Raw genomic sequence first — 25,820 nt, forward strand, 5'->3', positions numbered from 1 at the left:
TGAACTCCCCCCGCTCAAAGCGGGGTTCAAAGCCCCGACGCCGACAATTCCCGTATCAGGGCCGAAAAGGCCCGCATTTCCCGGTCCACGGTCAACGCGGCCACGCTTGCGGCCACTTCTCCTGGGCGGCGGGACGATGTGCGCAGCCAGTGCACCGCGTCGGTCAGGTCGCCTTCCAGTCCACTCTTGAGCACGTATCCCGTCCGTCCATGGGCGATCACTTCGGCGGCGCCGTTGTTGGCGGTGGTGAGCACCGGACAGTCGCAGGCCATGGCTTCCAGGCAGGCGTTGGCAAAGGGGTCGTAGAGCGTGGGCAGGACCATGATGTCCGCGGCTTGATAGAGTCGGGTCAGCTCCGATCGGACGCCCAAAAAGCGCACCTGGGAGTCAAGATTCCATTTTTGAAGCAGTGATCGGAATTGTTCCGGCCTGCCCTTGCCCACCACCAGCAGCACGCCCCGTGGCTCATTCGGCACAACGGCTTGATTATAAGCGGCCAGGAGTTCCAATGCTCGGGCCAACCCTTTGCGTTGCCAGCCGCTGCCCACGAAGAGAAACAGTCGGTATGGGGTCGGCAGGTTTAATTCCGGCAGGTCTGATATTGGCGGGTTGAGCGCTCGGACAAGCTGCCTGGTCGGATCGGGGTTTGGAAAGAAACGCTGCGGATCAAAGCCGTTGAGCGCCACCCGCAATTTATGAGCGGCCTGGGGATACGTCCGTTCCATCTCCCGACGGACCATTTCCGAGTTGGTGACCACCAGGCGGGCGGAGGCCACGGTTTTGGCTTCCAGGCGAGGGTAGAGCCAGTGCAGGGGGTTGGTCATCCACAACGGGGAGCTGCCAAAACGCAACGAGCGCCAGCGCAGATGCACCCCGTCCCCGGCCCGGTAGATGTGACATTTCGGCCCCCGTTCCAGACTGAGAATCACGCCAGGCCGGTCCGTCAGGGCCGCATCCACGTCGGACGCGAAGCGCAGCGCTCGCCACCAGCCCGGCCCCGCGCCGCCGGCCAGTGCCCGTCCGGCGATGCGCGTTCCCGCTGCAAGCCGATGAACCTCCCAGAATGCGGACAAATGCTTCACCAGCCGCGCCGCCGCTGTTTCGGCCCCGCCGCCCGTGGACTGACGGCGGACCACGTAAACTGCTGGTCGTGGTGGGTCGCAAATGGGAGGCTGCATTAAATCAGACATGGGGAGTTAGGATGCATTAAAATGGTGGGACAGGCATCTTGCCTGTCCACGCAGGCAGGATGCCTGCGCCACAAATCAGCAACAGCCATATCTCTAACGCTCCTCGGCTTTGACGGGCCGTCCGGCATCCAGATCCGGGAGCAGTTCGGCCAATCGGGTCAGGACGAGGTCCGGAGTAAGGCTTTGAAGGCAGTTCAGGTGGCCCTCCGGGCACTGGCGTTGAAAGCAGGGGCTGCATTGCAGGCTCAGGGAGACGATGCGCGAGGTCGGGCTGAGCGGCGGGGTGAAGCCGGGGTCCGAGGAGCCGTAAACCGCTACGAGGGGACGATCCAGGGCCGCGGCCACGTGCATCAGGCCGGAATCGTTGCTGACCACGGCCCGGGCCAGGGAAATCAGGTCCACGGCCTGGGCCAGGGAGGTCCGTCCGGCCAGATTCACGGCCGCCGGGCCGACCAGATCGCACACGGTTTGGGCTGCTTCGCGGTCCTTGGCCGACCCCATTACCCATACCTTCCAGCCCCGTTCGGCCAGGATACTGCCCACTTCAGCAAAGTGCCCGGCCGGCCAGCGCTTGGCCGGACCGTACTCTGCCCCGGGGCAGAGGACCAGGATGTTCCGGGCCGTGTCCAAGTTCAGCTCGCCCAGGGCTTGTTGGACGTCCGCGGCAGGGACTTCGAGGCGCGGGGTGGGCACGTCCGGAGGCTGCTGCGCGTCCTTGGGCAGCCCCAGGGCCACGAACCGTTGGACGGTCATGGGCAGGCGGTGCTTGTCCAGTTTTCGCGGATCGTTCAGCAGGCCGTATCGGCACTCGCCGAGATAGCCGGTGCGCTGGGGAATGCGGGCCAGGAACGGTACCAGGGCGGATTTCAGGGAATTAGGTAGGACCAGTGCCTGGTCATAGCTTCCGCGCAGGCGGCGGGCCAGGGCCAGCCGCTCCCGCAGTCCCAGCCGTCCGTGTCCCGCGGAGAGGGTCACGGCTCGGCGCACTCCGGGCATCCGCGCTACCAGGGCCGCGCTCCAGGCCGGGGCCAGGACGTCCACCTCTCCGTCCGGGAACCGCCGGAGCAGCATCTGCACCAAGCTCTGGGCCATGACCATGTCCCCGACCCAGGAAGGGCCGACAAGTAGAATTCTTGAGGGGCTCAAACCCATGTGAACCGCCCGCTCCCGATGGTTGCTCAAGGCACCAGGGACGCCAAGGATAACATTATGAAAAGCAATGATGGTCTTTCGGTGTCGCTATCGGAATCGGGATCAATTTAAGGGAAAGGCGATCAAAGTATCGATACCGATTCCGATACCGACGCCGACTCTGATAGCTGCATTTTCTCAAGCGAGTAACGCATTATCGAATTTGAATTGGTAGGAAGCGAAGCGATCGGTTGTTCCAACAAGGCGGCCCACGCCTATTCGTCGTTCAGCCACTGCCGCCACAATGGTTCGTACGCGCCCTGAGCCGTGAGGATGAACCGGATGGCTTCTCGGGCCGCGCCGTGGCCCCCGGCGACCTGGCTGGTCCAGACGGCCAGTTCCTTGATCTCCGGCTGGGCATTGGCCACGGCCATGGGCAGGCCGACCAGGCGCAGGGGGGCCGCGTCCACCCAGTCGTCGCCGAGATAGGCCAGTTGGGAAAGATCAAGCTCCCTGCTCCGGCAGATCTCGCGGATGATCGGGGCTTTTTTGACCTGGCCGGGGTGGTATTCCGTGATGCCCAGTTCCTTGGCCCTGGCCGCCACGGCCGGGGAGTCCAGGCCGGTGATGATGGCGAACTCCAGCCCCGCTGTCTGGGCCATCTTGATTCCCAGCCCGTCCTGGACATTGAAGCGCTTGCTGACCCGCCCCTGGGCGTCGAAATACAGCCCGCCGTCCGTAAGCACTCCGTCCACGTCCAGGATCAGCAGCCGAACCCGTCGGGCACGTTCTTCAGCATTCATGGTCAAGCCTCCAGATCCGCAGCAGATCACCCAGCAGCGCGGGCAGTTTGTCTAAAGGCCAACTATTGGGCCCGTCGCACAGAGCCTGATCCGGCCTGGGGTGAACCTCCAGGAACAGGCCGTTGCACCCGGCGGCCACGGCGGCCCGGGTCAGAACCGGAACGAATTCCCGTTGCCCGTCCGAGGCGTGCCCTTTGCCGCCGGGGAGTTGGACCGAATGGGTGGCGTCAAAGATCACCGGATGACCGGATTGGCCCAGCAGCGGAAAGGAGCGAAAATCCACCACCAGATTGTTGTATCCGAAGCTGTTGCCCCGCTCGGTCAGCCAGATCAGGGAATTGCCCGTGGAGCGGACCTTGGCCGCGGCGGGCAGCAGGTCCCAGGGGGCCACGAACTGGCCCTTCTTGATGTTCACGATCCGTCCGGTTTCCCCGGCGGCCAGCAGCAGGTCGGTCTGGCGGCACAGGAAGGCGGGAATCTGAATCACGTCCGCCACCTGGGCCACGGTGGCCGCCTGCCTGGGCTCGTGGATGTCCGTGACCACGGGCAGGCCGGTCCGTTCCTTGATCGTGGCCAGCCACTCCATGCCGCGCTCCAGGCCCGGGCCGCGGAAGGATTCCAACGAACTACGGTTGGCCTTGTCAAAGGAACTCTTGAAAATCACGGGGATCTGTTCGCGCCGGGCTATGTCCGCCAGAGACTCGGCGACCTCCAGGGCAAGTTCCAGGCTCTCCAGCACGCACGGTCCGGCGATGAGAAACGGCCCGGCTTTGGATCGTTCATACAATTGTTTCGGGTCGATCATGGCGTGTCCGTTACTGCTTGGTTGCATTTTTGAAGGCCAGGGCCGCGCCGATAAAGTCTCGGAACAGGGGGTGCGGCGCCAGGGGGCGGGATTTGAATTCCGGATGGAACTGGCAGCCCAGAAACCAGGGATGGTCGGTCAGTTCGACGATTTCCACCAGGGCGTTGTCCGGGGAGAGTCCGCTGAGCACCATGCCGGCGGCTTCAAAGCGTTCCGCGTAGCGGGAATTGAATTCGTAGCGGTGGCGATGGCGCTCCTGGACCAGTTCCTCGGCGTAGGCGACGAAGGCTTTCGTTTCCGGTCTGATCCGGCAGGGGTACGCGCCCAGACGCATGGTCCCGCCCTTGGCGCAGCCCGCGTCGCGTTTCTGGAGGCATTGCCGACGATGGTCGTACCACTCGGACATCAGATAGATCACCGGGTCAGCGGTGGTGGGGTCGAACTCCTCGGAGTTGGCCGTGGGCAGGTTCAGGACGTTGCGGGCGAATTCGATCACCGCGCACTGCATGCCCAGACAGATGCCGAAAAACGGAACCTGTTTTTCCCGGGCATGCCGGATGGTCTCAATCTTGCCTTCCACCCCGCGATGCCCGAAGCCTCCGGGCACCAGCACCCCGTGCAGCCCGGCCATGGCCTGGGCCACTGTGGCTTCGGTCAGATCCTCGGAGTTGACATACTCCAGGTGCACGGAGACGTCGTGGGCCACGCCTCCGTGGATCAGGGCCTCGTGCAGGCTTTTGTAGGACTCCCGCAGATCCACGTATTTCCCGACAATGGCGATGCGCACTTCGTCCTTGGGGGCCTTCAGCCTGGCGACCAACTCCTTCCAGCGCGGCAGGTGCGGGTTCTTGGCCGGAAGTCGCAATAAAATGGCAATCTTCTGGTCGACCCCCTCCTCGTACAGGGCCAAGGGCACTTCGTAGATACTTTTGACGTCAATGGCCGTGAACACCGCGTCTTCGTCCACATTGCAGAACAAGGCGATCTTGGCCTTGATGTCCTTGCCCAGGTCGACTTCGCTGCGACAGAGAATGATGTCCGGCTGAATGCCGATGGAGCGCAGTTCCTTGACGCTGTGCTGGGTGGGCTTGGTCTTCAGCTCTCCGGCGGCGCGCATCAGCGGGACCAGGGTCAGGTGGATGTACAGGACGTTGTCCTTGCCCAGATTGGAGCGCAGCTGGCGGATGGCCTCCAGAAACGGCAGGCTCTCGATGTCGCCCACCGTGCCGCCGATCTCGATGATGGCCACGTCCTCGTCGTTCTGGGCCACGCTGAGCACCGCGCTTTTGATCTCGTCGGTGATGTGCGGGATCACCTGCACGGTCCCGCCCAGATAATCCCCGCGCCGCTCCTTGGTAATCACGGAGTTGTAAATGCTGCCCGAGGTGTAGTTGTTGCGCTGGGACATGGAAATGTTCAGGTAGCGCTCGTAATGGCCCAGATCCAGGTCGGTCTCCGCGCCGTCGTCAGTCACGTAGACCTCTCCGTGCTGGAACGGGTTCATCGTGCCCGGGTCCACGTTGATGTAGGGATCGAGTTTCTGGATGGTGACCTTCAACCCCCTGGCCTGCAACAGCGCCCCGATGGACGCGGCGGCCAGCCCCTTGCCCAGCGACGAGAGCACCCCGCCGGTGACGAAGATAAACTTGGTTTTCATGCCGACTCCTTATTGAAGGAAATGCGCCGTGGCTCGACGATTGGAAGCCCGTCCGGGGAAACCGCGTCCCCCCAAAACCAAATTATATTGCCCCAAAAGGTCGTGAAAATCTACCGAGGCCATGGTTGACGAATTTCAAGGTTGTCTCTATCTCCTCAATTTCGTGGCAGTTGTGGATTCAAGCTCGGGTTGTTTTTTTCTGGAGGCAATGTGCATGAGCAACGTCAACGTGCTGGTGATCGCGGGATATGGGACCAACTGTCAGCGTGAAACCGCTCATGCGGCCACGCTGGCCGACGCGGACCGCGTCGTGGTGGCGCATTTTTCCGAACTGCTCGCCGGAGACGTGCGGCTGGGCGATTTTAATTTTCTGATCTTTCCCGGCGGCTTTTTGGACGGGGATGACCTGGGGGCGGCTCAAGCTGCGGCCTTGCGCTGGCGCTACGCGAAAACAGCCTCCGGCGCACCCCTGGTGGACGAGTTGAAGCGCTTTTTCGACGCTGGCGGCCTGATCCTTGGCATCTGCAACGGCTTCCAACTGCTGGTCAAGCTGGGCATGCTTCCCGGTACGGATAAAGGCGCGTTTGAACGCCGAGTCAGCCTGAGCCACAACGACTCGGCCCGGTTCGAAGACCGCTGGGTGCACCTGCGAACCAACCCGGACAGCCCCTGCGTGTTCACTTCCGGGCTGGACGGGTTGTACCTGCCGGTCCGGCACGGCGAGGGCAAGCTCGTGCCCAAGGACGGCCCGACCCTGGACGCCCTGGAGCGCGACGGCCTCGTGGCTCTGCGGTACGTTGATCCCGAAACCGGCCAGCCCACCATGGAGTACCCTCACAATCCCAACGGGTCGCCCGGCGGCATCGCTGGCCTGACCGACCCCACCGGACGCATTCTCGGGCTGATGCCCCACCCCGAGGCCTACAACCACCCGACCAACCATCCGTCCTGGACTCGCGGAGAGCATGCCCCGCTGGGCGTCTCGTTGCTGGCCAACGGTGCGGCCTATCTGCGGGCGCGGAAGTAATGAGCCGGTTCTTGACAGCCATGAAGCCATCTCGTACTGCTTCCCACTTGTTCTTTGAGAGTGACGCGAACGTCCTGAGAAGGGGTCCGCGAGCATTGCCCGGCCTGAAAAGCAGGTGAGCCGTCCATGACCCGCGGCGGTAGGAATCCTTGGGAGGAGCCCATGCGGCTGGCCCTGGCCGAAGCCCAGGCCGCTAGGGACCACGGAGAAGTGCCGGTGGGCGCGGTGGTTCTGGACCGCAGCGGATCGCTCCTTTCCACCGCACACAACAGGACCGTAACGGGCCACGACCCTGTCGGGCACGCTGAAATCCTGGCCCTGCGCGAAGCCGCGATCAAGGTCGGCAACCATCGTCTGACCGACTGCGTCCTGGTCGTCACCCTGGAACCGTGCCTGATGTGCCTCGGAGCCTTGATCCAGGCCCGCGTCGCCGGTGTGGTCTTCGGCGCACGGGACCCCAAGGCCGGAGCCGTGCTCTCGCGGATCAACATCAACGACCTGGACTGGCTGAACCATCGTTTCTGGGTGATCGAAGGCGTCCTGGCCCAGGAAAGCAGCGACCTGCTGAGTTCCTTTTTCGCCGCGCGCAGAAAATAATCAATCACAGCAATCGCCCAAACCTAACTGTCGAACGACAAGCAATCGTTCTCTGATCACGCCGTCACCGGAGAGGTACCGAAGTGGCCGTAACGGGGGCGACTCGAAATCGCCTTGTCCCTTAACCGGGGCACGTGGGTTCGAATCCCACCCTCTCCGCCATATCAACAAACCAAGATAGTCTAAGGTTTTCTAAGTAAAGCCCCTAGCCCTTGCGAAATAAGGGTTCAGGGGCTTTCTTTTTGTCTCAAATAGTCCAAAACAGCCTTTGCAATCTAAGTCCGGAGTGGTGCAAGACTGGTGCACACGCGCCGCGAGGGGTGGCGCTTGCACCATCCGAGATTGGAGGTTGCGCTATGTCTCTGACAGTTAAGAAGATCGACACGCTGAAGCCGAAAGAGAAAACTTACTTGGTGATCGACGCTGACGGGCTTTACCTGGCCGTCTATCCATCCGGGAAAAAGGTCTGGAGGTTTCGGTATCAACTGGATGGCAAGCGTAATCAGATTGTTCTCGGGCAATACCCGGACCTCTCGCTTGCCGATGCCAGGAACAAGGCCGGTGAAAAGCGTAACCTGCTGGCCGAGAAGATTGATCCATCAAAAGCAAGGTGCAAAGGTGGTGCAATCACCACTTTCAAGGATGTGGCCCTGGCGTGGCATGGTGCAAACAGAGGGAGATGGACTCCCGACCATGCGGACCTGACGCTTCGGCGGATAGAGCAAGACCTGTTCCCGTGGATCGGTGCAATGTCCATTGAGGAAATCAGGGCCTCGGACATGCTGACCACGTTGAGACGGGTGGAGAGTCGCGGGGCCTGCGAAGTGGCCCGGCGGTTGCGCGGCATCGCCTCGAATATTTTTCAGTACAGCATCGCCGAGGGGCGGGATCACAACGACCCGGCGGCCTCGGTGCAAAAGGCATTGGTCCAGCGGACCGTCAAGAGTTTCTCCGCAATCACCAAACCAAACGAGGTGGCCGAGCTACTGCGCAATATTGCCGCCTACAAAGGAAGCAACGTTGTCCGTCTGGCCCTGCTGTTCAGCGCGTACACGTTCGCAAGGCCCGGCGAGGTGAGGCACGCCGAGTGGAACGAGATCGATTTTGATACGGGCTTATGGACGATCCCGAAAGAAAAGACGAAGCGCCGGCGCGAACACGTGGTACCCTTGGCCCGCCAAACTCTGGAAGTACTCAGAGAGTTGCAGCCTCAAACAGGTGGCGGGCAGTGGCTTTTTCCCAGCAACCGGGGAAAGGGGCGGTGCATGAGCGAAAACACTGTCCGTATTGCGATCCGGAGCATGGGCTACGACCAAGACCAAATGACGGCCCACGGGTTCAGGTCAACGGCATCCACCCTGCTTAACGAGTCAGGCAAATGGGATTTTCAAACCATTGAATTGCAACTTGCACATGTCCAGAGGGACAAGGTGGCGGGCGTCTATAATCGCTCAGAAAGGATGGATGAGCGACAGGCCATGATGCAATGGTACGCGGACTATCTGGATCTGCTCACGTCCGGCGGTAAGGTGCTGTCGTTCCCGAGCAAAGACGCTGCTGTAAACGAATAGCCCAAGAACGGAACGGCCCCAAGCGGGTGGTGGAGCACCCGCCTGGGGCCTGACCAAGCCATAAGAGAGGTATGGAATGGCTGAGACTTCACTATCGAACGTGGTGCAACTTGAAAAGCCCGAGAACCAGACGGTCCTTCTCGAGGACAAGGCCAACAGTGATTTCCCGGAGTTTCAACTAAAGTACGTGCTCCCTGCAGGCGACAACCAAGCTCACTTCGAGGCTTTCCTAAATGGCCTGCGGGCGTTCTACCTTTTGATTGATAGGCATAACTCATCCGGCACAGAGGATGACCCGCCTTTGCCATCTGCTGGCCTGCTGACTTGGGCGGAAGCCTTGCTTGGCCAGTACTGGGCACTTTGGGAACGAGGCTTTGACTTTTTTGAAGATACTTCCGGAAAGGTAGGCTTTTTTGGGGTAAGCGGGGGCTTGCGTGCCTTGGTGCAAGTTCTCCGCTCGCAAGACGAAATTACCCATGGTGCCGATGTTGTTTGGGTCGTTGAAAGGCTTGAGGAACATCGTTGTCAGATCCTCGAAGGACTTGGGAGTCTGAAAAAAGAGGCTGTAAACGGATGAACAAAAAATCCCCCAGCCACTCTTGGAAACCCTGACCTCCTTCATGGCTCAGGCTGACAATCTGGCCGGTTCGGCAAGGCTGGCTGCCACGGCCATGAGTGACGAAAACCCCGACGCTGCTGGTTGCTCCGCGGCTTTGGCTCACGGGCGTACTGAAATCGCTCGTCGGCTTGACGAAGAGGTGGTTAACGTCTGAACAAATTTCCCGGCCTACTCGCGGCCTGATCAGTTGCGGGGAAAAACCGCCGACCCTGGGCGGCCTGGCCGGGTTCACCATCAGGGGAAGTGAGGGGCTTCGATGGAAGAAAAATTGTTGCGGTATTGGGAGAGAGAGCGCTGGTTTCCCGGCTACGGCCTGAGGCAAGTGTTCAGACTCTTGGAGCGGGAGCTTCTAGGCTTTGTGAAAGAAGGTTTGCCTGTATATGACCGTCAAGGTAACCCTCTAGATTACAGAAAAACTAATTGCTGGCACTCTGACGGTAGCCCTTACGTTCCCTCAATCCATTACGGACATGATGAAGAGAGGCTGTTGAAGACGGTCGATAGTCAAAAGTTTTTGAAGGATGAAGTCATTGCGTTTTTTCAAAAGACTGGTCGTTCTGAAATGCTCCCCGCCCGTGCACCCCGCCCGGCTGGAGTTGTGAACCCCGAGGTGCGGATTGATCCTCCGCGGAACAATCGAGAGGATCAGACTTCGAGTGAAGAGGCCGGTCCACATGTAAAGGTTCCTTGCTCTATCCCAAAGGAAAAATGGCCCTTGTTTGTCGAAGCTGAAAGGAAAGAGCTGTCAGCGCGAGGTATACCGGCAGGGCACGGCGAAAACACTTTATGGAATATCATGCAAAAATACGGTTTTTTTCAGGAAGAATTTGATAGTGGCCAGATGAAGAGAGATTCAGCCATCCGGAGCATGCAAAGGCTTCTAGGTCAGGCAGCCCCAAAATAATAGCTGTCACCCCTGACATTGACATACCCCATGACACAGGAGGCGTTCATTACGGACGCCTCTTTTTTTTGTCTATCACGAACATAACCATTCAGAATATCGCGGCATGTTTATTTTCGGTAGGGCGCGTGGCAATTATTGACCGTCATGCCCCGTGTCATGGTTCCATTGTCTCCAACACATCCACCACAATCCAGGAGACACACATGGATCACACGACACCGTCGGACAGACTAGTCAGAATCAATGGAATCATCCCCGAAAAGTTGCCAATTGGGAAGTCCACATTTTGGTTATGGGTCAAGCAGGGGAAAATGCCTCCGCCTGTAAAGCTCTCTCCCCGTGTTTCGGCTTGGTGGGTGAGCGAAATCGACGCGGCAATTGCTCGGTTAGACCAAGCGGCAGGGAGGTGATCGCCATGCCTCCTGAAAATGAAAACCCCGGCGCAGGGAGGGCACCGGGGCTTGGGGAAAAGCTGTGTGGAACAGCTTCAGAATGCCCCATTCCCCCCGAGAATGCAAGCTTTTCCACTGACGGAATCCTGGAATCCCTGGCCTCCATCCGCTCCGATTTTGAGCGGCATGGCTTGAACACCGGTGAGCTGATTCCGGACGGCAACCTGTACCGCTGCCCCACTGCCGACAAGCCAGAATCCCTTAACGGCTGGTGGCTCGTTTGGCCGGACGCAAAGGGCGCGGTCTGCGGCGATTGGCGGGCGGGCTGGTCCCAATACGTCTCGGGCAATGGCTCCGCCCCTCTCACCCCGGCTGACCGGGCGCGGATCGAGCAGGCCCGGCAGGAGGCCCGCCGGGCGAGGGCTGCTGATCAACAGGCTGCGGCGGAACGTGCGCAATCCCTGTACGACCGGGCGCGGCCTGCATCCCCGGATCATCCATACCTGGTCAAGAAGGGCATCAAGCCCCTGCCCGGCCTGCGTCAGTCCGGAAAACTGCTGATCGTCCCGATCATGAACGACTCCGGAAAAATCGTCTCGCTGCAATACATCGGCCCGGACGGTCAAAAGCGCTTCCTCAAGGGCGGCCAGACCGGCGGCGGCTTGTTTGCGATCAAGGGCGGCGAAACCCTGGCGATCTGCGAGGGCCTGGCTACCGGCGCATCCATCCATGAGGCCACCGGCTGCACCGTCCTTGTAGCCTTCAATGCAGGCAACCTCCGGCGCGTGGCTGAGCTTGCCCGCAAGAGATACCAGGATCGGCGGATCACCATCTGCGCGGACAATGACACCGAAACCCAAGGCAACCCCGGCCTGACTGCTGCCCAGGACGCGGCGCGGACGGTCTCCGGCCTGCTGGCCGTGCCAGACATGGGCGGGAAGCCATGCGATTGGAACGACCATCACCTTGCCCACGGGCTGGAGCGCACCCGGGCGGCCCTGGAGCAGGTCCAGGAACCCGGACCGGCCCAGGCCCCGGACGAGTGGCCGAACCTGATCCCCTATGGAGACCACGAGGCCCCGGCCATCCCTTGCGACACCCTGCCCGGGTGGGCTGGGCAATATGCGGCGGACATGGCCGAGGCGATCCAGGTACCCCAAGCCCTGGCCGTCTGCTCAACCCTTGGCGCGATTGCGACGGCTGCGGCTGGAGCAATCCAACACATCGAAATCCGGCACGGCTACACTGAACCCGTCAACCTCTACCTGCTGGCCCCCCTGCTGCCCGGCGAACGGAAATCGGCGGCCCTGAGCGCTGCTTTTGGCCCCCTCTACCAGTGGGAACAGGAGCGACGGCTTGCCATGCTGGACGAGATCACGGCGGCACGATCCCGGCGCAAGTCCATGGAAAAGATGATCGAAGCCAAGCGGGCAAAGCTGGCCAAGATCAAAGACCGCGACGAACTGCACCGGGAAATTGAGGCCATTGCCCAGGACGAGCTTGACCTGCCCGACATCCCCGCACCCCCGCAGCTACTGGCCGACGACGTGACCCCGGAGCGGCTGGCCAAGATCATGGCCGACCAGGGCGAGGCGCTGGGCATTGCGAGCGCTGAGGGCGGCTTTTTCGAGAGTTTCGGGCGATATTCAACCAACAACATCCCAAACCTCGACCTCTTCCTGAAGGCCCATTGTGCCGAGCCCTATCGAGTGGACCGCATGGCGCGGGATTCAATCGCCTTGGCATCCCCCAGGCTGACCCTGACCCTGACCCCGCAACCGGAAATCTTGGAGGCCCTGACCAACAAAACGGGATTCCGAGGGCGTGGCGTGATCGCACGCATCCAGTACATACTCCCTGACTCCCGGCTGGGGCATCGAGACATGGAGGCCCGGCCCATCCCGGAGCATACAGCCCGGACCTATGCCGAGGGCATCCGGCGGCTGCTGGACCTGCGAGGCGCGGCCCTGACCCTGGACTTGTCACCGGGAGCTTATGCCCGCTGGCTGGACTTTGCGCGGACCGTGGAGGCCGAGCTTGGCCCGGACGGCGCTTTTTCCACCATGACCGATTGGGCGGGAAAGCTGCCGGGCGCGGCGGCCCGGTTGGCCGGGCTGTTCCATTGTGTCACGGCGGACATTCCCAGCGAGCGGACCGTATCCACCGAAACCGTGGAACAGGCCCTGACCCTGGCGGCCCTGCTGGCTGACCATGCAAGGGAAGCGCTGGGACGCATGGGCGCGGACCCTACCCGACGGGCGGCCATTAAGGCTCGGGACTGGATTAGGCGCACCCGGGCACGGACGTTCACGGCGCGGGAATGCTGGAGGGCGCTTCATGGATCATTCACCTGTATGGATGACCTGCGGCCTGGCCTTGAGGCCCTGGAGGAGCGCGGATACATCCGGCCCCTGCCTGCAGCCCCAGGGCGTGGAAGGCCATCCCCGCGATATGAAACCCGGCCCGAAACCCTGGAGGCGACACCATGATATTTGCGAACGCTTGGGCGCAAAAAACGAAAACAGAAATCCCGAAACACCGTGCCAAAAGTGCCAATAATCAGGGCAAGGAGGTTTCTGGCACTTTTGGCACGGTAAACCGGGATTCTGGAAAAAGCGTTGATGGTAATTTGGGCACTTTTGACACGGTAAACCCCCTCTCTGAAAAACAAAACATCAACTGCCCCAACGGAAACAGTGTTTCAATACCAGAAATCAGAAATCACCGTGCCAAAAGTGCCAATAATCAGGGCAAGGAGGTTTCTGGCACTTTTGGCACGGTAAACCGGGATTCTGAAGAACGTACAGGTAACCCGGCCCGTGAATTCATAGAACTGGCCCAGCGTGGAGCAGTAACCCTGCACACCGATCAGAGCGGCGGGCTTTGGTGGGCTGCCCCAGGGTTCCGTGACGATCCTGATTCCCTGGCTTGGTTGGCTGGCCTTTGGTCAGAGGCGTGGCCGGATTTGTTTCGGCTGCTGGATGTGGGCGACCTGGACCACCTGCTTGGCAAGCGGCGGATCATCTAGACCATAATTCCGATGGAGAAAATAAAGTGACAGAAAATCAAGAAATTAGCGTACCCGAAATTCCTGGTGGATATGTTCTACTGTCCCGGCAAATCATTGAATCCGACCTGATGAACAAGCAACCGATGGTCTTTAAGTTGTGGATATGGCTGCTATGCAAGGCGCGTAGGAAGCCCACAAGCAAATATCGAGTTGGTGAAGTTTTTACCACGATTGAAGAGATGAGAGACGCAATGTCTTGGTTCTCCGGTTATCGAAAAATCAGGCCCACAAGGGATGAAGTACGGAGGGCGTACGGAAGCCTTGCGGAAGCCTTGATGGCGACCACAACGAAGACCACACGCGGCATAGTGATAAACATCTTAAATTTTGAGAAATATCAAGACCCAAAAAATTACGAAGCCCACACCGGCGGCCACGCGGCGGCCACGCGGCGGCCTCACGGATCGCCATACTATACACAACAGGGGAACAGGGGGGAAAGGGGTGTTAAAAGAGATACGGTCATCGACCCCGAGTTTGTCCGGTTCTGGGATGCCTACCCTCGCAAGCTGAAAAAGGCGGAAGCCCTCAAGGCATGGCAGCGGGCCATGAGGAAGCCCCCGATTGATTACATCCTGGAACAGCTCGAGAAATGGAAGGCGTCCGGAGACTGGACCAAGGAAGGCGGGAGGTATGTCCCCCATCCTACCACCTGGATCAATGGCGAGCGGTGGAACGATGAGCCGTATGGATACGGGAGCACGGGCTATAACTGGCGTGAGGAAGAAGACAGGCCGAAGGACTGGTCCACGGTTCCCAACTCGGACTGGATTCTCGAGGAAGAATGGCCGGAAGATATAAAGCCTCAATGACCTGCAATTCGAGGCAAGTGAGGGGCAAGTTTTGCATGGGTCAAACAAAGGGAACGCGGAAGAGTGCAAGGGAGCAAGGAAACATGAGGAAGGAAAGGGAAGATCAAGCAGGGCGGCGGGGTTTCTTGCGCAAGTCGGGCAAGGGTTCGGGCCTGGAAATGGGGCTGGGATCGAGCGTGATCGGGGCCGATTTCGGGGAGGATTCCGGACATAATCCGGACAGGGCCATGTCCGATCCTGCATCTATGCGGGTTCCGGGTGTCCGGCCTGCTGATTACGTATCAGTTGCGCGGGGGTTCGGACGGGCTCATGGGCTCTTGGGGCTGCGCGTCCACCTGGCCGGCGGCGGCGTGGCCGGCGTCCGGGCCGGGTCCGACGGGTCCGGGGTCTGCCCCCCACCCCCCGCCCCCTTCGACCCCCCACGCCCCCGTCCAGGCGACGCGGAAAAATTTTTCCCCATAGACTCCCCCTCTTGGAAACGTGACTGGATTTTTTGCCGAAACCTTTTGGCCGGAACCGACCCGGCCCGAAAAATTCCCGAGCGCAACATCCTGGAAAAGAAATCGACCATGGCGATCAGAGCCCGCAGATTTTCCGACGACGAGCTGATGGACCTCCTTCGTTCCGGGAAGCCTTTGACCGAGGCGGCGGACATTTTTGGTGTGAATTGTTGTAGTAGCGTCTCGCTCCGGAAGGCCTGCGTCATTGGCGATGCGTAATTAGTAAGCAAAAAACCTTCAAACACAATTTTACCAGTTTCACGAACACTAGCCGCACACAGGCCCCGAAAGTTATTTTTTACCCCCCGGAACGCTTTAACGAGACAGGAGAAAGAACATGAAAAAATTGCAAGCCACGCTAAAGGATTGCTTGGCTCTGAAGTGTTTGGATTGCTGCGGCGGCGATTGGGATGGCGTCTTACATTGCACGTCGCGGGATTGCCCGCTTTTGACCACAAGGCCAACGGGTAGAAGAGACAAGCTTAAAGCCAGGTTTTGGAGCGAAACCGGGGGCCACCTTAAGGCTCTGCCCGTGCTCAGAAGGCGCGAAGTTTCGGTAGAGCAAAGAGCGGCGGCAGCCCTTCGGTTGGCAGAGGCCCGAGCAAGAATCAGCCGTGCATGATTACGATTTGAACGACCCATTCGGACATCCCAGCGCGTGGGATGAGCCGACGGCCCCCCGGGTCAGAGGTTCCGTCTGTAGTGGTGATGATATTCCCAAGATCCAGGATCGTTCCGCCCTTGGGGTAGATCCACAAGCCTCTGGTCCGAAAGGAATTGGGCCTATTTCTCCAAGCTTGGCCGAATTAGCAAAGGCGTGGCCAGAGTGGGTCACACGGTCCCAAGCGACGAGCATATTCCCCGGTTTGTTCACAGCCCGTTATCTACGGCGTTTGGATGCCCGAAGTAGAGGCCCGACGCCATTTCGATATGGGCCGCGAGGGCGGGAGTATCTGACCATAGGCCTTCTGGCTTGGATCGAAAACCGCTGGCTGTAATCACAGTTATCGCAAACACCAGGAGAAAACCGTATGCCTATTGATCCTGAACGTATTCTTTGGGACGAAGAGGAACACAATCACTTCCTGAGCAGTCGCCAAGCTGGTTTGCTTGAGCGTCTCCTTGGTAGGCCGCTATCGGAACAAGAACGCGCCAATGCTGTTGTCGCCATGGAGGCGCGTCGCAGAGGTGAACCGGCGCGTCCCGGATATGATCTCGCCGGTGGCGTCAGGGATGTTGCCGGGCTTTTGTTTGACGTGCCGGTTCATGTTGCTGGGGCCTTTGGGCATTTGCTTGAAGATTCAGATCCACGCGCACGGCACACTTGGCAAGATCGATCCCGCGAGGCTTCAGAGCTGCGGCATTCCCAGCGACGTGAAGAACTCGGGGATAAGGCGGCAAAGCATGTCTTTCCTTCGATTCTTGGGCTGACCCCGCCGATTACAAGGGGCGATATTGTTGACGCATCGGCCAGCACTGGAAGCACGGGCGTGACCATGGGGGCAGGATTGGCCGGAGCGGTTGCCGGGTCCTTGGCGGGTCCGGTCGGGACCGTTGCCGGAGGCCTGGGTTTGGCTGGCGCTTCCGCTTTCATCATGGACAGAGCCAGAACACGCGACCTTCTGATTGATTCGATGGACGAGGCCCTGCGCTTGGAGCGTGGCCGACCAATGAACGACGAAGAGCGTGAAGAGTATTTGCAAAGGGTCAACATGGATGTGGTGAGACATGCCTTGGCCGAAGCCGGTCCGGAGGCGGTTGGCAACCTCCTGGCCCTGTCTGGCATCGGATCAATCTTCCGGGGAGTCGGAAAGGGGTTCGGAAAGAAAATCCTTCACGGAGTTGTGAAAATCTATGGAGGAGAGCTGGGGACCGAGACCGTTACCGCGAAACTTCAACATCCGATCCTGGCCCGGCATGGCCAAGCCGAAGGGGATTTATCTTGGCGTGACGCTTTTCAAAGCGTTTACCCCTCGTCAATGGTCCTGTCCTCCCTGGCTGCCGGTGGTGGTGCTCTTGCGGGCAACGCGGCCAGGAACAGGGGCAAGCAGACGGAGCAGGGTCAGGTGGTCCCTTTGACTGAAGACATGGTGATTTCTCCGGAGAGTGATGTCATTGCCTCCGCGAAAACAGGTCAACCTTTCGAAATTGAGGCTTACCGCGGCGAAGGGGCAAGCCTTGCTGATGTTTACGGGCAAGAGGCCGTGTCCGAAGGTCGGGCTGTTCCCGTTCTCGGTGACGGAATGTATGCTGCATTCTCCGAGGCTGACGCCAGGCCCTACGGTGAGGTTAAAAGAGTCAAGGTCAGTCTCAAGAATCCCTTGGTTATCTCGTCGGCCCGGGAGTGGATGGCCTTGACCGACACAGCAAAGGCCCCGCATCTGCAATCAACAAGCATCGAGGCCTACAACGACCCCGCGGGCATACCGGCTGCGGCAAAGCGCCTGCAAAAGCATGTCCGAGGTCTCGGGCATGACGGAATTATCGTGCGCAACGTGATTGACAACAAGCGTCTGCGCGAAACCTTTGTGTCCGACCAAGTGATTCAATTCCCGCAACAACATGGGGAAACGGACCTGCAGGTTTTCCGCGAAGCCTTCAAAGACTGAAAAGATTGAAAGGTCTTGCCTCTCAAACCGTTTCATGTTTGGTTACGGAGAGCCCGCTCCCAGGTCGCGACGACTACAGACAGGCGCGGCTTGCGTAGCTCCGGATGAGCACAAACCTCACCGGCTGCACCGGGCTTTCCTTCTTCCCCCTCCAACATGGATCACGCCATGCAGCCAGACAAAGGCAATCGCCTGACTCCCGCCGAGATCGAGGCGCTGAGACAGGACGCGCAGAGAGTCTTAGGCTACGGGAAAGGCAAGTTCAAGCACTTGTTCGAAGGGCTGACTGAAGCCCCGGCCAAAGGGAAGGATGACAGCCCCGCGTCCTCAATCAATCGTCTCTTGACGCCCTCCGAGATCGAATCACTCAGGAGGGACAAGAAAGAGGCCCACGAGCAGATGAAGGGCAGGTCGAAACACCTGTTCGAGAATCTGTAGAGATCATCTTTTCATGCGCGAAGTGGCAATCCTCGACCAGGCCAGCCGTGGCAATCACGTTGTCCGGACGTGTGTTGACAAGGTGACGAGGCTCAAAGTCGCCCAGACTGGCGATGGGCGCATTGCGTTCTTGGAATAGGATCTGACCTCTCGTTTTTTGGATGTGTTCCCAGCGGCGGTTCCAGTATCGTTACTGAGCGCAGTCGCTGAAGTTGCTCCACCCCTGCATAATCACAACGGAGCTTTCCAAGGTGAATGCTCTCTATGACTGCATGATGGTTCTTTCAGATAGTCTTCAGCATATTTAACGCCATCATTTTCAATTGTTATTTTTGCTTTTTCAAGCATTTCTTTCACCAACCAATTAACACAATTTGAGCAAATATATTCAATTTTTGCGGTTCCTCTATAAATCAAAGCAAGCTTTCCTGTTCTCCGAATTGGGATTGACATACCCCGAGAATGCATCAAAAATTCTGGATAATATTTTCCACAAGCAAAACATTCCAGAAATTTTCGCCCAAGCTTTTTCTCTTGATTAACTCGAAAAAAGTCAGCCCATCGCATTGCTGGCAATTTCATTTTCCAACTCCTAGCTCATAATAATTTACGAATTTAAAAATGATCCAGTCGATTGTGGCAAAACTCCTCGAAAGTCAACCGTGTTGCTTACAATATAACTTAATTTCCGTTGGCCTAGTTGTTTGTCGGCAGTATTTCGATTATCGAAGCCCGCTCCCAGGTCGAAACGACTAAGTGTAGGTCTGGTCTGCTTAGCCCCGGACTGTGTACCAAACCTCGCCTGTGGCATTGGGCTTTCTTCCTTCCTCCAACCCGAATCATGCCATGAGTCAATACCCTACGCCTTACCGCAAACCCCGGACCAAAATCTTTGAGCGTGTTGCCTTAGGCGGCCAGACCGGCGCGGACCATGGCGACCTTGATGCTGCGCATGCCCTCGGGGATGAGTGCGGCGGCTGGTGCCCGAAGGGGCGCTTGTCCGAGGTCGGCCCTATCCCGGACAAGTACCCGGAGAAGGACTGGCGGACGAAGGGCTACCCGGCCAGGACGAAAGCCAATGTTCCTGACTCCGACGGGACGTTGATCTTCTGCCACGGTAAGCCCACGGGCGGCACGGGCATGGGCCTTATCCTGGTGCATACCCTGGCTGCGTATCCGGTCAAGGCCGAGGCCTGCCATGGATAACGGCGTGGGAGCAATGTCCGTGGGCAAGGCGGCCCGTGAATTGGGGCTGCATCCGGACACAGTCCGGGGTTATCTCCAGACCGGAAAACTGGATGGCTGGCGTCTGCCCAGCGGGCAATGGCGGATTGACGTGGATGTGATCCACGCCTTTAAGCGCCGCTCCCGCCTCGAGGAGGATCAGGTGGCCTCCCTGGCTGCGGAAATCCTAGCCAAGATATATTCCAAGCCCAAGCCCAAGCCCAAGCGCAAAAAGTCCCCAGTGAAGCCTTGCCAGGGGTGACGTTCAGCGGGGACTTTCATCCTGGCTGCAACCAGTGACTGCCAGGATATGCCCTTGTATCATCGCCATGTCGTTCAGGCAGCCTTGCGCGAAGTGTTGGGCGAAGGGATCATCTGGTAACATAGGCGGCTTGATAATCGAGGTCCATTTTTTTGCCGCATGGATCACGATATGGTGCAAAAATATTTTATTTATAATTTTTATTTAATTATAATATGTATTTGAAGATGTTTTTTGTGTGACACCCTCTCCGCCAATATATCCAAAAATCCGCCGTTTTCCTTGAAGAAGGAAGCGGCGGATTTTTTTTCGGGCGTGGAGTGGAGGATTACAGGTAGACCAGCACCGTTCCGGCCAGGGCCAGGAAGACGTTGGCGAAGGTGTAGGTTCCGGCGTAGCCCAGGGCGGGGATGGGGCTTTTGGCGGCTTGGGTGATTACGTTCAGGGAAGGGGTGCTGGTCATGGCGCCGGTGATGGCTCCCAGGAGCAGGGCGGGTTGGATGCCGAGCACGAAGCGGCCGAAGAGCAGGCCGACGACGACCGGGGTGAGGGTGATCACCATTCCGCTGAGAAAGAGCGGCAGGCCCACGGACAGCAGGGCGTCCACGATGCCCACCCCGGCCTTGACCCCAATGCCGGCCATGAAGAAAAGCAGGCCCAATTCCCGCAGAATCCAGCGCGCCGCGGGGGGGACCCGGCCGAAGGTCGGATGCATGGAGCGCAGGAAGCCGATGGTCAGCCCGGCGAAGAGCAGGCCCCCTGCAGTGCCCAGTCCCACGGCCACGTCGCCGATTTTGACGCTGATTTGGCCCAGCAACATGCCGCCGACAATGCCGAAGCAAAATGTCAGCAGATCGGTCTGCACGAACCGGCGTTCCACGTATCCGAAGGCGCTGACCAGCCGCTCCAGACGGTTCTTCAGGCCTGTGACCACCAGTACGTCACCCTTTTCCACCTGAAAATCCAGGCTTACCGGCAGTTCCACCTGGGTCCGGATGACCCTGGTGATGAAGCAGCCGTAGACCGCGGGAATGTGCAACTCGCTGATCCGCTTGCCCACGGCCTCTGGCTTGCTGACCACCACGGCCACGGTGTCGATGGGGGTTTCCAGGAGGTGGGCGTCGAAGGTTCCCGGACCGATGGAGTCGGTCAATCCTTCCAGCTTGGCCAGCGGCCCGGCCACGGCGATCAGGTCGCCGTGTTGCAGGGTGGTCTGGGCGTCGGGCAGGAATAGTTCGTCACCGCGTCGAACCTGCTGAATCACGCACCCCGTGGTCCGCACGAACTGCAAGTCCCGGAGCGGTTTGCCGATGATTTTCGGATTGACGACTTCAAAGGCTCGGACCCGCAGGCTGCGGCTCTCTTCCAGATCCTGCTCCTCGCCATCGTCCGTTCCGAAGCCGCTCCGGCTCTCCCGGGTCAGCTTGGCGGCCTCGGCCGGCAGGTCGATGCGCAGCAATCTGGGCAGGAACCGGATGCAGGCGATCAATCCGGCCAGTCCGAAAAGATAGGTGATGGCGTAGCTGGCCGTGAGGTCGCCCAGGAGGACTTCGATTTGTTCCGGGGACAGGGCGTGGGCCAGGCCGTCGCGGATTCCGGCCTCGGAGGCGGCCAGGGTCGGCGTGCTGGTCAGCGCGCCGGCGACCATTCCGGCGATCATGGCCGGGCCGAGTTCCAGCATGGCCCCCAGGAGCAGGGCCGCGCCCATGGCGCTGAGTACGACCACCACGGACAGGGCCAGGTACTTCAAGCCGTCCTGAGCGAAGACGCTGAAAAAACGGGGACCGGCCTGCAAGCCCACCGAGTAGATGAACAGGACGAACCCGACTTCCTGCACGGCGTGGGGCACCTGAAATCCGAAGTGGCCGAAGAACAAACCGGCCAAGAGCACCCCGGAAGTGGCGCCCACTTCGAACCCGCGCCAGCTGAGATTGCCGACCAGGTAGCCCAGGCCAAGAACAAGGAAGAATACCAGCAGGTTGTTGGCGTGGAGCAGCGAGACGACGTCGATGACCATGGAAGCGATCCGTAATCGCTTTCCAGCGTCATTGCAAACCAGCTTCGCGATCGGATATCCCAAACGTGTATTGATATTGACGAATCAACGTCGTCATGCCCATACTTGGAGGATGGACACGCGAACCCACGGCGGAAACATCTGGCAACTGGCCCGGAACTTGGGGTGCAAACCACGGGAGATTCTGGATTTTTCGGCCAGTATCAACCCTTTTGGGCCGCCCTCCTGGCTCGGTGAAACGATCCGGAACGCGGTTTCAGACCTGCGGCACTATCCCGATCCGGACTGCTCCGAGCTGCTGGAGGCCGCTTCCGGGCATTATGGCATTTCCGCAAACGAATTGGTGGCGGACAACGGCACGGCGGAGATTCTGCATCGTTTGCCCCCCCTGCTGAAGGGGGGGGGGCCAGGCGCTGGACCGGACGCGGGGCTGGGGCGGGCCGTTATCCCCGGGCCGGCCTATGCCGATTACGCCGCGACGTGCGCGGCCCACGGGCTGGAAGTGGAGCATCTCCCCCTGGAGCCGCGTGACGATTTCGCGCTGGATTGGGACCGGCTTCACGACAGGCTCCGGGAGGGTTCGCGCTCTCCGAACCTGATCTTTCTCGGACAGCCCAACAACCCCACCGGGCGGACCTTTTCTCCCGACCGTCTGCGGACCCTGGCCGCGGAGCATCCCGAGTGCTGGTTCATCGTGGACGAGGCCTTCGCGGACTTCGTGCCCGGTCTGGATCGGTTGCTTCACCGGCGTCCGCCCAACGTGATTGTCCTGCTGTCCCTGACCAAATTTTACGCCCTGCCCGGACTGCGCATCGGTCTGGCGGCCATGGAACCAGCTCTGGCCTCGCGCTACCGGAAGCGCTCGCCGGACTGGTCCGTGAATACCCTGGCCCAGGCCGTGGGAACGCGGTGCCTTCAGGACGCCGCGTTCCAGCGGGATGGGCGGGAGCGCGCGGCCAGGGAACGGGACCGGTTCGTCGCGGCCCTGGCCGGGTTGACGGGACTGATGGTTTCCCCTTCGGAGGCCAATTTCCTGCTGTGTCGCGGAATCGGCCCGGAATTCGACGCTGGCTGGCTGGCCGGGAAGCTGCTGGAGCAACGGATCGCCATCCGGGTTTGCGCGAACTTTCCGGGTTTGGATCGATCGTATTTCCGGCTGGCCGTGCGCCAACCCGAGGAGAACGATCGCCTCCTGGAAACCTTGGGCCAGCTCCTGGAACCCGCGAACCGGACCAACTTCCCGGGTCAGTCCCAGGGCCAGTCCCAGGGTCAGTCCCGCACGCGATCCCGCAAGCGAACCACTCCGGCCCTGATGTTCCAGGGCACCTGCTCCAATGCCGGAAAAAGCCTGCTCACCGCGGCCCTGTGCCGAATTTTGCGCCAGGACGGGTTTTCTCCGGCTCCGTTCAAGGCCCAGAACATGGCCCTGAACTCCGGGGTCACTCCGGACGGCGGGGAGATCGGTCGGGCTCAGATCCTTCAGGCCCAGGCTTGCGCCCTGGAACCGGACCGACGGATGAACCCGATTCTGCTCAAGCCCAACTCCGAAACCGGTTCCCAGGTCATCGTCCTGGGCGAACCACGGGGCAACATGACCGTGGGGGCCTACATCCGGGCCAAGGAGGAACTGCGGGGCCTGGTCCACGATGGTTATGACAGTCTGGCCGCGGAGCACGACGTGATGGTTCTGGAGGGGGCCGGCAGTCCGGCGGAGATCAACCTCAGGCATCACGACCTGGTGAACATGGCCATGGCCCGCCATGCCCGGGCCGCGGTCTATCTGGTGGGGGACATCGACCGGGGCGGGGTGTTCGCGGCCCTGAGCGGAACCATGGACATGCTGGAGGAGTGGGAGCGGGATTTGGTCCGCGGGCTGGTGATCAACAAGTTTCGCGGTCAACGCTCTTTGCTGGACCCGGCCCTGGACTGGGTCGCTCGACGCACGGCCCGGCCCGTGCTGGGGGTGGTTCCTTATCTGGCGGACCTGGGGCTGCCCGAGGAAGACTCCGTGAACTTCAAGCAGGGGGCGCTGTTTCGCCCGGACCGGACGCGCGGGGCAGGCGGACAGGCCCAGGGTGAGGTCCAGGGTCTGGCCCAGGGTCTGACCCAGGGTGTGGCCCAGGGTGAGGCCCTGGACGTGGCCTGTCTGGACCTGCCGCATATCTCCAATTTCACGGATCTGGACCCCCTGGCCGCTGAACCGGGCGTGATCGTCCGCCTGGTCCGCCATGCCGGGGAACTGGGCGCGCCGGACCTGCTGATCCTGCCCGGAAGCAAGAACGTGATGGCGGATATGGCCTTTGTCCGCGAGCGGGGCCTGGCCGGGGCCGTCGTCAGGCTGGCCGAGAGGGGTACGACGCATATCCTGGGCATTTGCGGCGGATACCAGATGCTCGGCTCGCGGATCGAGGATCCTCACGGCCTGGAGTCCCCGGCCCGGGCGTCCATCCCCGGCCTGGGGCTGCTTCCGCTGACCACCCGCCTGGAACCGGACAAGACGCTGCGCCGGACTGTGGCCGAACATCGCGCCTCGGGACTGACGGTCGCGGGGTATGAGATCCATCATGGGCAGTCCATTCCGGAGCCCGGACGCGACGATCCGGCAGTCGCCCTGAAGACGGCCGATGGGCGGGTCATCGGCCTGGAGCTGCACGACAAGCCAGTCTGGGGCTCATATCTGCACGGCATCTTCGATGATGCGCCGTTTCGACGCTGGCTGTTGAACACGATCCTGACCGCCAAGGGCGAATCGCCCCTGACCGCCCTCGGAGTCTGGGATACGGAGGCGGCCCTGGACCGCCTGGCGGACCATGTTCGTCGGCACCTGGATATTGCGAGGATTTACAAAACCCTGGAGGTGCGTTGACATGGAACAGAATCTGTTGCTGGCCTTCGCTTTGACCACCTTTGCCGGACTGTCCACCGGGTTCGGCAGTTTTCTGGCCTTTTTCGCCAAACGGGAGAGCAAGCTCTTTCTGTCCACGGCCCTGGGATTTTCCGCCGGGGTGATGATCTACGTCTCCTTTGCGGAAATGCTACCGGAATCGCTGAAACTGCTGGAACCGGTCCATGGTGAGCCCGGGGCGGCCTGGCTGATGACCGCGGGGTTCTTTGGCGGAATTTTCTTCATCGGGATCATCGACCGTCTGGTCCCGGAATACGAGAATCCGCACCACGTGCGTTCAGCGGATGAAATCACGTCCCCGCCGGATCCCTCCAAAAAGAAGTTGCACAGGATGGGGATCTTCGCTGCCCTGGCCATTGCCATCCACAACTTTCCTGAAGGCATGGCCACCTTTTTCGCCACCCTGCACGATCCGGCCCTGGGCGTGGCTATTGCCGTGGCCGTGGCCCTGCACAACATCCCCGAAGGCATCGCCGTGGCCGTGCCCATCTACTATGCCACGGGCAGCCGGATGAAGGCCTTCTGGCTCTCCATGCTCTCCGGGCTGGCCGAGCCCTTGGGCGCGGTGATCGGCTATCTGATCCTGCGCCCGTACTTCTCGGACACCGTGTTCGGGCTGGTCTTCGCCGGGGTGGCCGGGATCATGGTCTTCATCTCCATCGACGAGCTGTTCCCAGCGGCCAAGGAGTACGACCAGGGCCACGCCCCGGTGTACGCCTTGATCGTCGGCATGGCGGTGATGGCATTGAGTTTGCTTTTGTTGATGTGATGATGACGTGAGGTTGATGTAAACATTGCCAACCGGTCTTTTCGCCTTACAGTAGACTTTACATCTCCGTGCGAACGGGGCATGGTAACGTCAACCTCATCGAAAAGTCGGGTCGGCATTGACGATCCCCGACTCAAGCCATAAGGAGAGGGCATGGAAAAAAACAGATGCAATCGAGACGTCAGCTGTAAGAGCAACCCCCCTGTTGCCGGCTTGAATCGTCAGCATTCCCCGAAGAACGGCTTTGATCCGGAATTGATGTTCGTGGAATGTCATCGTTGCGGTCGCCCGTTGGTCTGGAACCAGGGTGAAGCCAGTCAGATTATTGAACAGTCCGGAATCGACACTAAAAAGCTGGATGCCCAGTGTCTGATTCTGGCCGAGGGATGCCCGCAGTGCGCTCCCGGCGAAGGGGGCTATATGGTGCGCGTGGTCCGGCTCCGGGAAGACGGGTATCGCGACGTCAAGGAACAGGGCCATTAGCAGGCCGGTCACGGCATATTTTCCCACCAATC

General features: G+C 60.2%; 25 protein-coding genes and 1 tRNA gene. 19 read left to right on the forward strand and 7 right to left on the reverse strand.

Annotated features, from left to right (window positions below):
* Positions 1-26: 26 nt before the first annotated feature.
* The 5 genes from DESLA_RS0115580 to pyrG all read right to left on the reverse strand — a co-directional run bounded on the left by DESLA_RS0115580 (position 27) and on the right by pyrG (position 5,586).
* Positions 27-1,190 (reverse strand): glycosyltransferase family 4 protein, encoded by a 1,164-nt coding sequence (locus tag DESLA_RS0115580; RefSeq protein WP_084032119.1) that lies wholly within the window; start codon positions 1,188-1,190, stop codon positions 27-29.
* A gap of 93 nt (positions 1,191-1,283) precedes the next feature.
* On the reverse strand, positions 1,284-2,342 hold the full coding sequence (gene waaF, locus DESLA_RS0115585; RefSeq protein ID WP_028573183.1) for a lipopolysaccharide heptosyltransferase II: 1,059 nt from the start codon (positions 2,340-2,342) through the stop codon (positions 1,284-1,286).
* 254 nt (positions 2,343-2,596) lie between these two features.
* Positions 2,597-3,124 (reverse strand): KdsC family phosphatase, encoded by a 528-nt coding sequence (locus DESLA_RS0115590; RefSeq protein WP_028573184.1) that lies wholly within the window; start codon positions 3,122-3,124, stop codon positions 2,597-2,599.
* Complete coding sequence (kdsA, locus tag DESLA_RS0115595) at positions 3,114-3,929, reverse strand: 3-deoxy-8-phosphooctulonate synthase (protein ID WP_035261936.1); 816 nt, start codon at positions 3,927-3,929, stop codon at positions 3,114-3,116. Before kdsA ends, DESLA_RS0115590 begins: the two co-directional genes overlap by 11 nt.
* A 10-nt stretch (positions 3,930-3,939) precedes the next feature.
* Positions 3,940-5,586 carry a CTP synthase gene (pyrG, locus tag DESLA_RS0115600; protein ID WP_028573186.1) on the reverse strand — a complete coding sequence of 549 codons (1,647 nt, stop codon included), beginning with the start codon at positions 5,584-5,586 and terminating at the stop codon, positions 3,940-3,942.
* 214 nt (positions 5,587-5,800) lie between these two features.
* Here pyrG and DESLA_RS0115605 point away from each other — a divergent pair, with 214 nt between their 5' ends.
* The 14 genes from DESLA_RS0115605 to DESLA_RS0115675 all read left to right on the forward strand — a co-directional run bounded on the left by DESLA_RS0115605 (position 5,801) and on the right by DESLA_RS0115675 (position 18,128).
* A complete protein-coding gene (locus tag DESLA_RS0115605; RefSeq protein ID WP_028573187.1) occupies positions 5,801-6,613 on the forward strand; it encodes a phosphoribosylformylglycinamidine synthase subunit PurQ in 813 nt (270 codons plus the stop codon).
* Between the two features lie 162 nt (positions 6,614-6,775).
* A complete protein-coding gene (tadA, locus tag DESLA_RS0115610; RefSeq protein WP_028573188.1) occupies positions 6,776-7,210 on the forward strand; it encodes a tRNA adenosine(34) deaminase TadA in 435 nt (144 codons plus the stop codon).
* A 69-nt stretch (positions 7,211-7,279) separates the two neighbouring features.
* Positions 7,280-7,372: transfer RNA gene (locus DESLA_RS0115615), tRNA-Ser, on the forward strand.
* A 194-nt stretch (positions 7,373-7,566) separates the two neighbouring features.
* The gene (locus tag DESLA_RS20905; RefSeq protein ID WP_035261941.1) at positions 7,567-8,781 is read left to right on the forward strand and encodes a tyrosine-type recombinase/integrase; all 1,215 of its coding nucleotides are present in this window, start codon (positions 7,567-7,569) and stop codon (positions 8,779-8,781) included.
* A 76-nt stretch (positions 8,782-8,857) separates the two neighbouring features.
* A complete protein-coding gene (locus tag DESLA_RS0115625) occupies positions 8,858-9,358 on the forward strand; it encodes a hypothetical protein (protein ID WP_028573189.1) in 501 nt (166 codons plus the stop codon).
* A 43-nt stretch (positions 9,359-9,401) separates the two neighbouring features.
* Positions 9,402-9,554, forward strand: coding sequence for a hypothetical protein (locus DESLA_RS23015; RefSeq protein WP_156932991.1), 153 nt, complete (start codon positions 9,402-9,404; stop codon positions 9,552-9,554).
* A 102-nt stretch (positions 9,555-9,656) separates the two neighbouring features.
* On the forward strand, positions 9,657-10,304 hold the full coding sequence (locus tag DESLA_RS23020; protein WP_156932992.1) for a hypothetical protein: 648 nt from the start codon (positions 9,657-9,659) through the stop codon (positions 10,302-10,304).
* A gap of 206 nt (positions 10,305-10,510) precedes the next feature.
* Positions 10,511-10,717, forward strand: coding sequence for a helix-turn-helix transcriptional regulator (locus tag DESLA_RS23730; RefSeq protein WP_028573192.1), 207 nt, complete (start codon positions 10,511-10,513; stop codon positions 10,715-10,717).
* A 5-nt stretch (positions 10,718-10,722) separates the two neighbouring features.
* Positions 10,723-13,188: a DUF3987 domain-containing protein gene (locus DESLA_RS21965; protein ID WP_051434749.1), complete on the forward strand. Its 2,466-nt coding sequence runs from the start codon at positions 10,723-10,725 to the stop codon at positions 13,186-13,188.
* On the forward strand, positions 13,185-13,727 hold the full coding sequence (locus DESLA_RS0115655) for a hypothetical protein (RefSeq protein ID WP_028573193.1): 543 nt from the start codon (positions 13,185-13,187) through the stop codon (positions 13,725-13,727). The genes DESLA_RS21965 and DESLA_RS0115655 overlap by 4 nt, the downstream gene beginning before the upstream one ends.
* 26 nt (positions 13,728-13,753) lie before the next feature.
* Positions 13,754-14,581, forward strand: coding sequence for an LvrA C-terminal domain-related protein (locus DESLA_RS21970; RefSeq protein ID WP_028573194.1), 828 nt, complete (start codon positions 13,754-13,756; stop codon positions 14,579-14,581).
* A gap of 83 nt (positions 14,582-14,664) precedes the next feature.
* Positions 14,665-15,300, forward strand: coding sequence for a hypothetical protein (locus DESLA_RS0115665; RefSeq protein ID WP_028573195.1), 636 nt, complete (start codon positions 14,665-14,667; stop codon positions 15,298-15,300).
* An 812-nt stretch (positions 15,301-16,112) separates the two neighbouring features.
* Positions 16,113-17,690: a hypothetical protein gene (locus DESLA_RS0115670; RefSeq protein ID WP_028573196.1), complete on the forward strand. Its 1,578-nt coding sequence runs from the start codon at positions 16,113-16,115 to the stop codon at positions 17,688-17,690.
* Between the two features lie 168 nt (positions 17,691-17,858).
* A complete protein-coding gene (locus DESLA_RS0115675) occupies positions 17,859-18,128 on the forward strand; it encodes a hypothetical protein (protein WP_028573197.1) in 270 nt (89 codons plus the stop codon).
* A 231-nt stretch (positions 18,129-18,359) separates the two neighbouring features.
* On the opposite strand, the gene DESLA_RS23025 is transcribed toward DESLA_RS0115675, so the two are convergent.
* Positions 18,360-18,710 carry a hypothetical protein gene (locus DESLA_RS23025; RefSeq protein WP_156932993.1) on the reverse strand — a complete coding sequence of 117 codons (351 nt, stop codon included), beginning with the start codon at positions 18,708-18,710 and terminating at the stop codon, positions 18,360-18,362.
* A gap of 264 nt (positions 18,711-18,974) precedes the next feature.
* Between DESLA_RS23025 and DESLA_RS20925 the strand changes: the two genes are divergently transcribed.
* Positions 18,975-19,334 (forward strand): YpsA SLOG family protein, encoded by a 360-nt coding sequence (locus DESLA_RS20925; protein ID WP_051434750.1) that lies wholly within the window; start codon positions 18,975-18,977, stop codon positions 19,332-19,334.
* Positions 19,327-19,614 carry a helix-turn-helix domain-containing protein gene (locus tag DESLA_RS0115685; protein ID WP_156932994.1) on the forward strand — a complete coding sequence of 96 codons (288 nt, stop codon included), beginning with the start codon at positions 19,327-19,329 and terminating at the stop codon, positions 19,612-19,614. The genes DESLA_RS20925 and DESLA_RS0115685 overlap by 8 nt, the downstream gene beginning before the upstream one ends.
* Before the next feature lie 328 nt (positions 19,615-19,942).
* Here the strand turns inward: DESLA_RS0115685 and DESLA_RS0115690 are convergent, their stop codons facing one another.
* Entirely contained in the window at positions 19,943-21,631 is a 1,689-nt protein-coding gene (locus DESLA_RS0115690) for an aspartate:alanine exchanger family transporter (protein ID WP_028573199.1), read from the reverse strand.
* Between the two features lie 112 nt (positions 21,632-21,743).
* Here DESLA_RS0115690 and DESLA_RS0115695 point away from each other — a divergent pair, with 112 nt between their 5' ends.
* The 3 genes from DESLA_RS0115695 (at position 21,744) to DESLA_RS20930 (ending at position 25,788) form a co-directional block, all read left to right on the forward strand.
* Complete coding sequence (locus DESLA_RS0115695) at positions 21,744-24,497, forward strand: cobyric acid synthase (RefSeq protein WP_028573200.1); 2,754 nt, start codon at positions 21,744-21,746, stop codon at positions 24,495-24,497.
* A gap of 1 nt (position 24,498) precedes the next feature.
* Positions 24,499-25,305, forward strand: a complete 807-nt coding sequence (zupT, locus tag DESLA_RS0115700) for a zinc transporter ZupT (protein ID WP_028573201.1) — start codon at positions 24,499-24,501, stop codon at positions 25,303-25,305.
* 153 nt (positions 25,306-25,458) lie between these two features.
* Positions 25,459-25,788: a hypothetical protein gene (locus DESLA_RS20930; protein ID WP_245590080.1), complete on the forward strand. Its 330-nt coding sequence runs from the start codon at positions 25,459-25,461 to the stop codon at positions 25,786-25,788.
* Positions 25,789-25,820 lie beyond the last annotated feature (32 nt).

The organism is Desulfonatronum lacustre DSM 10312 (assembly GCF_000519265.1).
GTDB lineage: Bacteria > Desulfobacterota > Desulfovibrionia > Desulfovibrionales > Desulfonatronaceae > Desulfonatronum > Desulfonatronum lacustre.

Excerpts from the sequence above, each read along its gene's own strand:
- DESLA_RS0115580 (WP_084032119.1), bottom strand. The coding sequence starts at position 1,190 with ATGTCTGATTTAATGCAGCCTCCCATTTGCGACCCACCACGACCAGCA.
- waaF (WP_028573183.1), bottom strand. The coding sequence starts at position 2,342 with ATGGGTTTGAGCCCCTCAAGAATTCTACTTGTCGGCCCTTCCTGGGTC.
- DESLA_RS0115590 (WP_028573184.1), bottom strand. The coding sequence starts at position 3,124 with ATGAATGCTGAAGAACGTGCCCGACGGGTTCGGCTGCTGATCCTGGAC.
- kdsA (WP_035261936.1), bottom strand. The coding sequence starts at position 3,929 with ATGATCGACCCGAAACAATTGTATGAACGATCCAAAGCCGGGCCGTTT.
- pyrG (WP_028573186.1), bottom strand. The coding sequence starts at position 5,586 with ATGAAAACCAAGTTTATCTTCGTCACCGGCGGGGTGCTCTCGTCGCTG.
- DESLA_RS0115605 (WP_028573187.1), top strand. The coding sequence starts at position 5,801 with ATGAGCAACGTCAACGTGCTGGTGATCGCGGGATATGGGACCAACTGT.
- tadA (WP_028573188.1), top strand. The coding sequence starts at position 6,776 with ATGCGGCTGGCCCTGGCCGAAGCCCAGGCCGCTAGGGACCACGGAGAA.
- DESLA_RS20905 (WP_035261941.1), top strand. The coding sequence starts at position 7,567 with ATGTCTCTGACAGTTAAGAAGATCGACACGCTGAAGCCGAAAGAGAAA.
- DESLA_RS0115625 (WP_028573189.1), top strand. The coding sequence starts at position 8,858 with ATGGCTGAGACTTCACTATCGAACGTGGTGCAACTTGAAAAGCCCGAG.
- DESLA_RS23015 (WP_156932991.1), top strand. The coding sequence starts at position 9,402 with ATGGCTCAGGCTGACAATCTGGCCGGTTCGGCAAGGCTGGCTGCCACG.
- DESLA_RS23020 (WP_156932992.1), top strand. The coding sequence starts at position 9,657 with ATGGAAGAAAAATTGTTGCGGTATTGGGAGAGAGAGCGCTGGTTTCCC.
- DESLA_RS23730 (WP_028573192.1), top strand. The coding sequence starts at position 10,511 with ATGGATCACACGACACCGTCGGACAGACTAGTCAGAATCAATGGAATC.
- DESLA_RS21965 (WP_051434749.1), top strand. The coding sequence starts at position 10,723 with ATGCCTCCTGAAAATGAAAACCCCGGCGCAGGGAGGGCACCGGGGCTT.
- DESLA_RS0115655 (WP_028573193.1), top strand. The coding sequence starts at position 13,185 with ATGATATTTGCGAACGCTTGGGCGCAAAAAACGAAAACAGAAATCCCG.
- DESLA_RS0115665 (WP_028573195.1), top strand. The coding sequence starts at position 14,665 with ATGAGGAAGGAAAGGGAAGATCAAGCAGGGCGGCGGGGTTTCTTGCGC.
- DESLA_RS0115670 (WP_028573196.1), top strand. The coding sequence starts at position 16,113 with ATGCCTATTGATCCTGAACGTATTCTTTGGGACGAAGAGGAACACAAT.
- DESLA_RS0115675 (WP_028573197.1), top strand. The coding sequence starts at position 17,859 with ATGCAGCCAGACAAAGGCAATCGCCTGACTCCCGCCGAGATCGAGGCG.
- DESLA_RS23025 (WP_156932993.1), bottom strand. The coding sequence starts at position 18,710 with ATGAAATTGCCAGCAATGCGATGGGCTGACTTTTTTCGAGTTAATCAA.
- DESLA_RS20925 (WP_051434750.1), top strand. The coding sequence starts at position 18,975 with ATGAGTCAATACCCTACGCCTTACCGCAAACCCCGGACCAAAATCTTT.
- DESLA_RS0115685 (WP_156932994.1), top strand. The coding sequence starts at position 19,327 with ATGGATAACGGCGTGGGAGCAATGTCCGTGGGCAAGGCGGCCCGTGAA.
- DESLA_RS0115690 (WP_028573199.1), bottom strand. The coding sequence starts at position 21,631 with ATGGTCATCGACGTCGTCTCGCTGCTCCACGCCAACAACCTGCTGGTA.
- DESLA_RS0115695 (WP_028573200.1), top strand. The coding sequence starts at position 21,744 with ATGGACACGCGAACCCACGGCGGAAACATCTGGCAACTGGCCCGGAAC.
- zupT (WP_028573201.1), top strand. The coding sequence starts at position 24,499 with ATGGAACAGAATCTGTTGCTGGCCTTCGCTTTGACCACCTTTGCCGGA.
- DESLA_RS20930 (WP_245590080.1), top strand. The coding sequence starts at position 25,459 with ATGGAAAAAAACAGATGCAATCGAGACGTCAGCTGTAAGAGCAACCCC.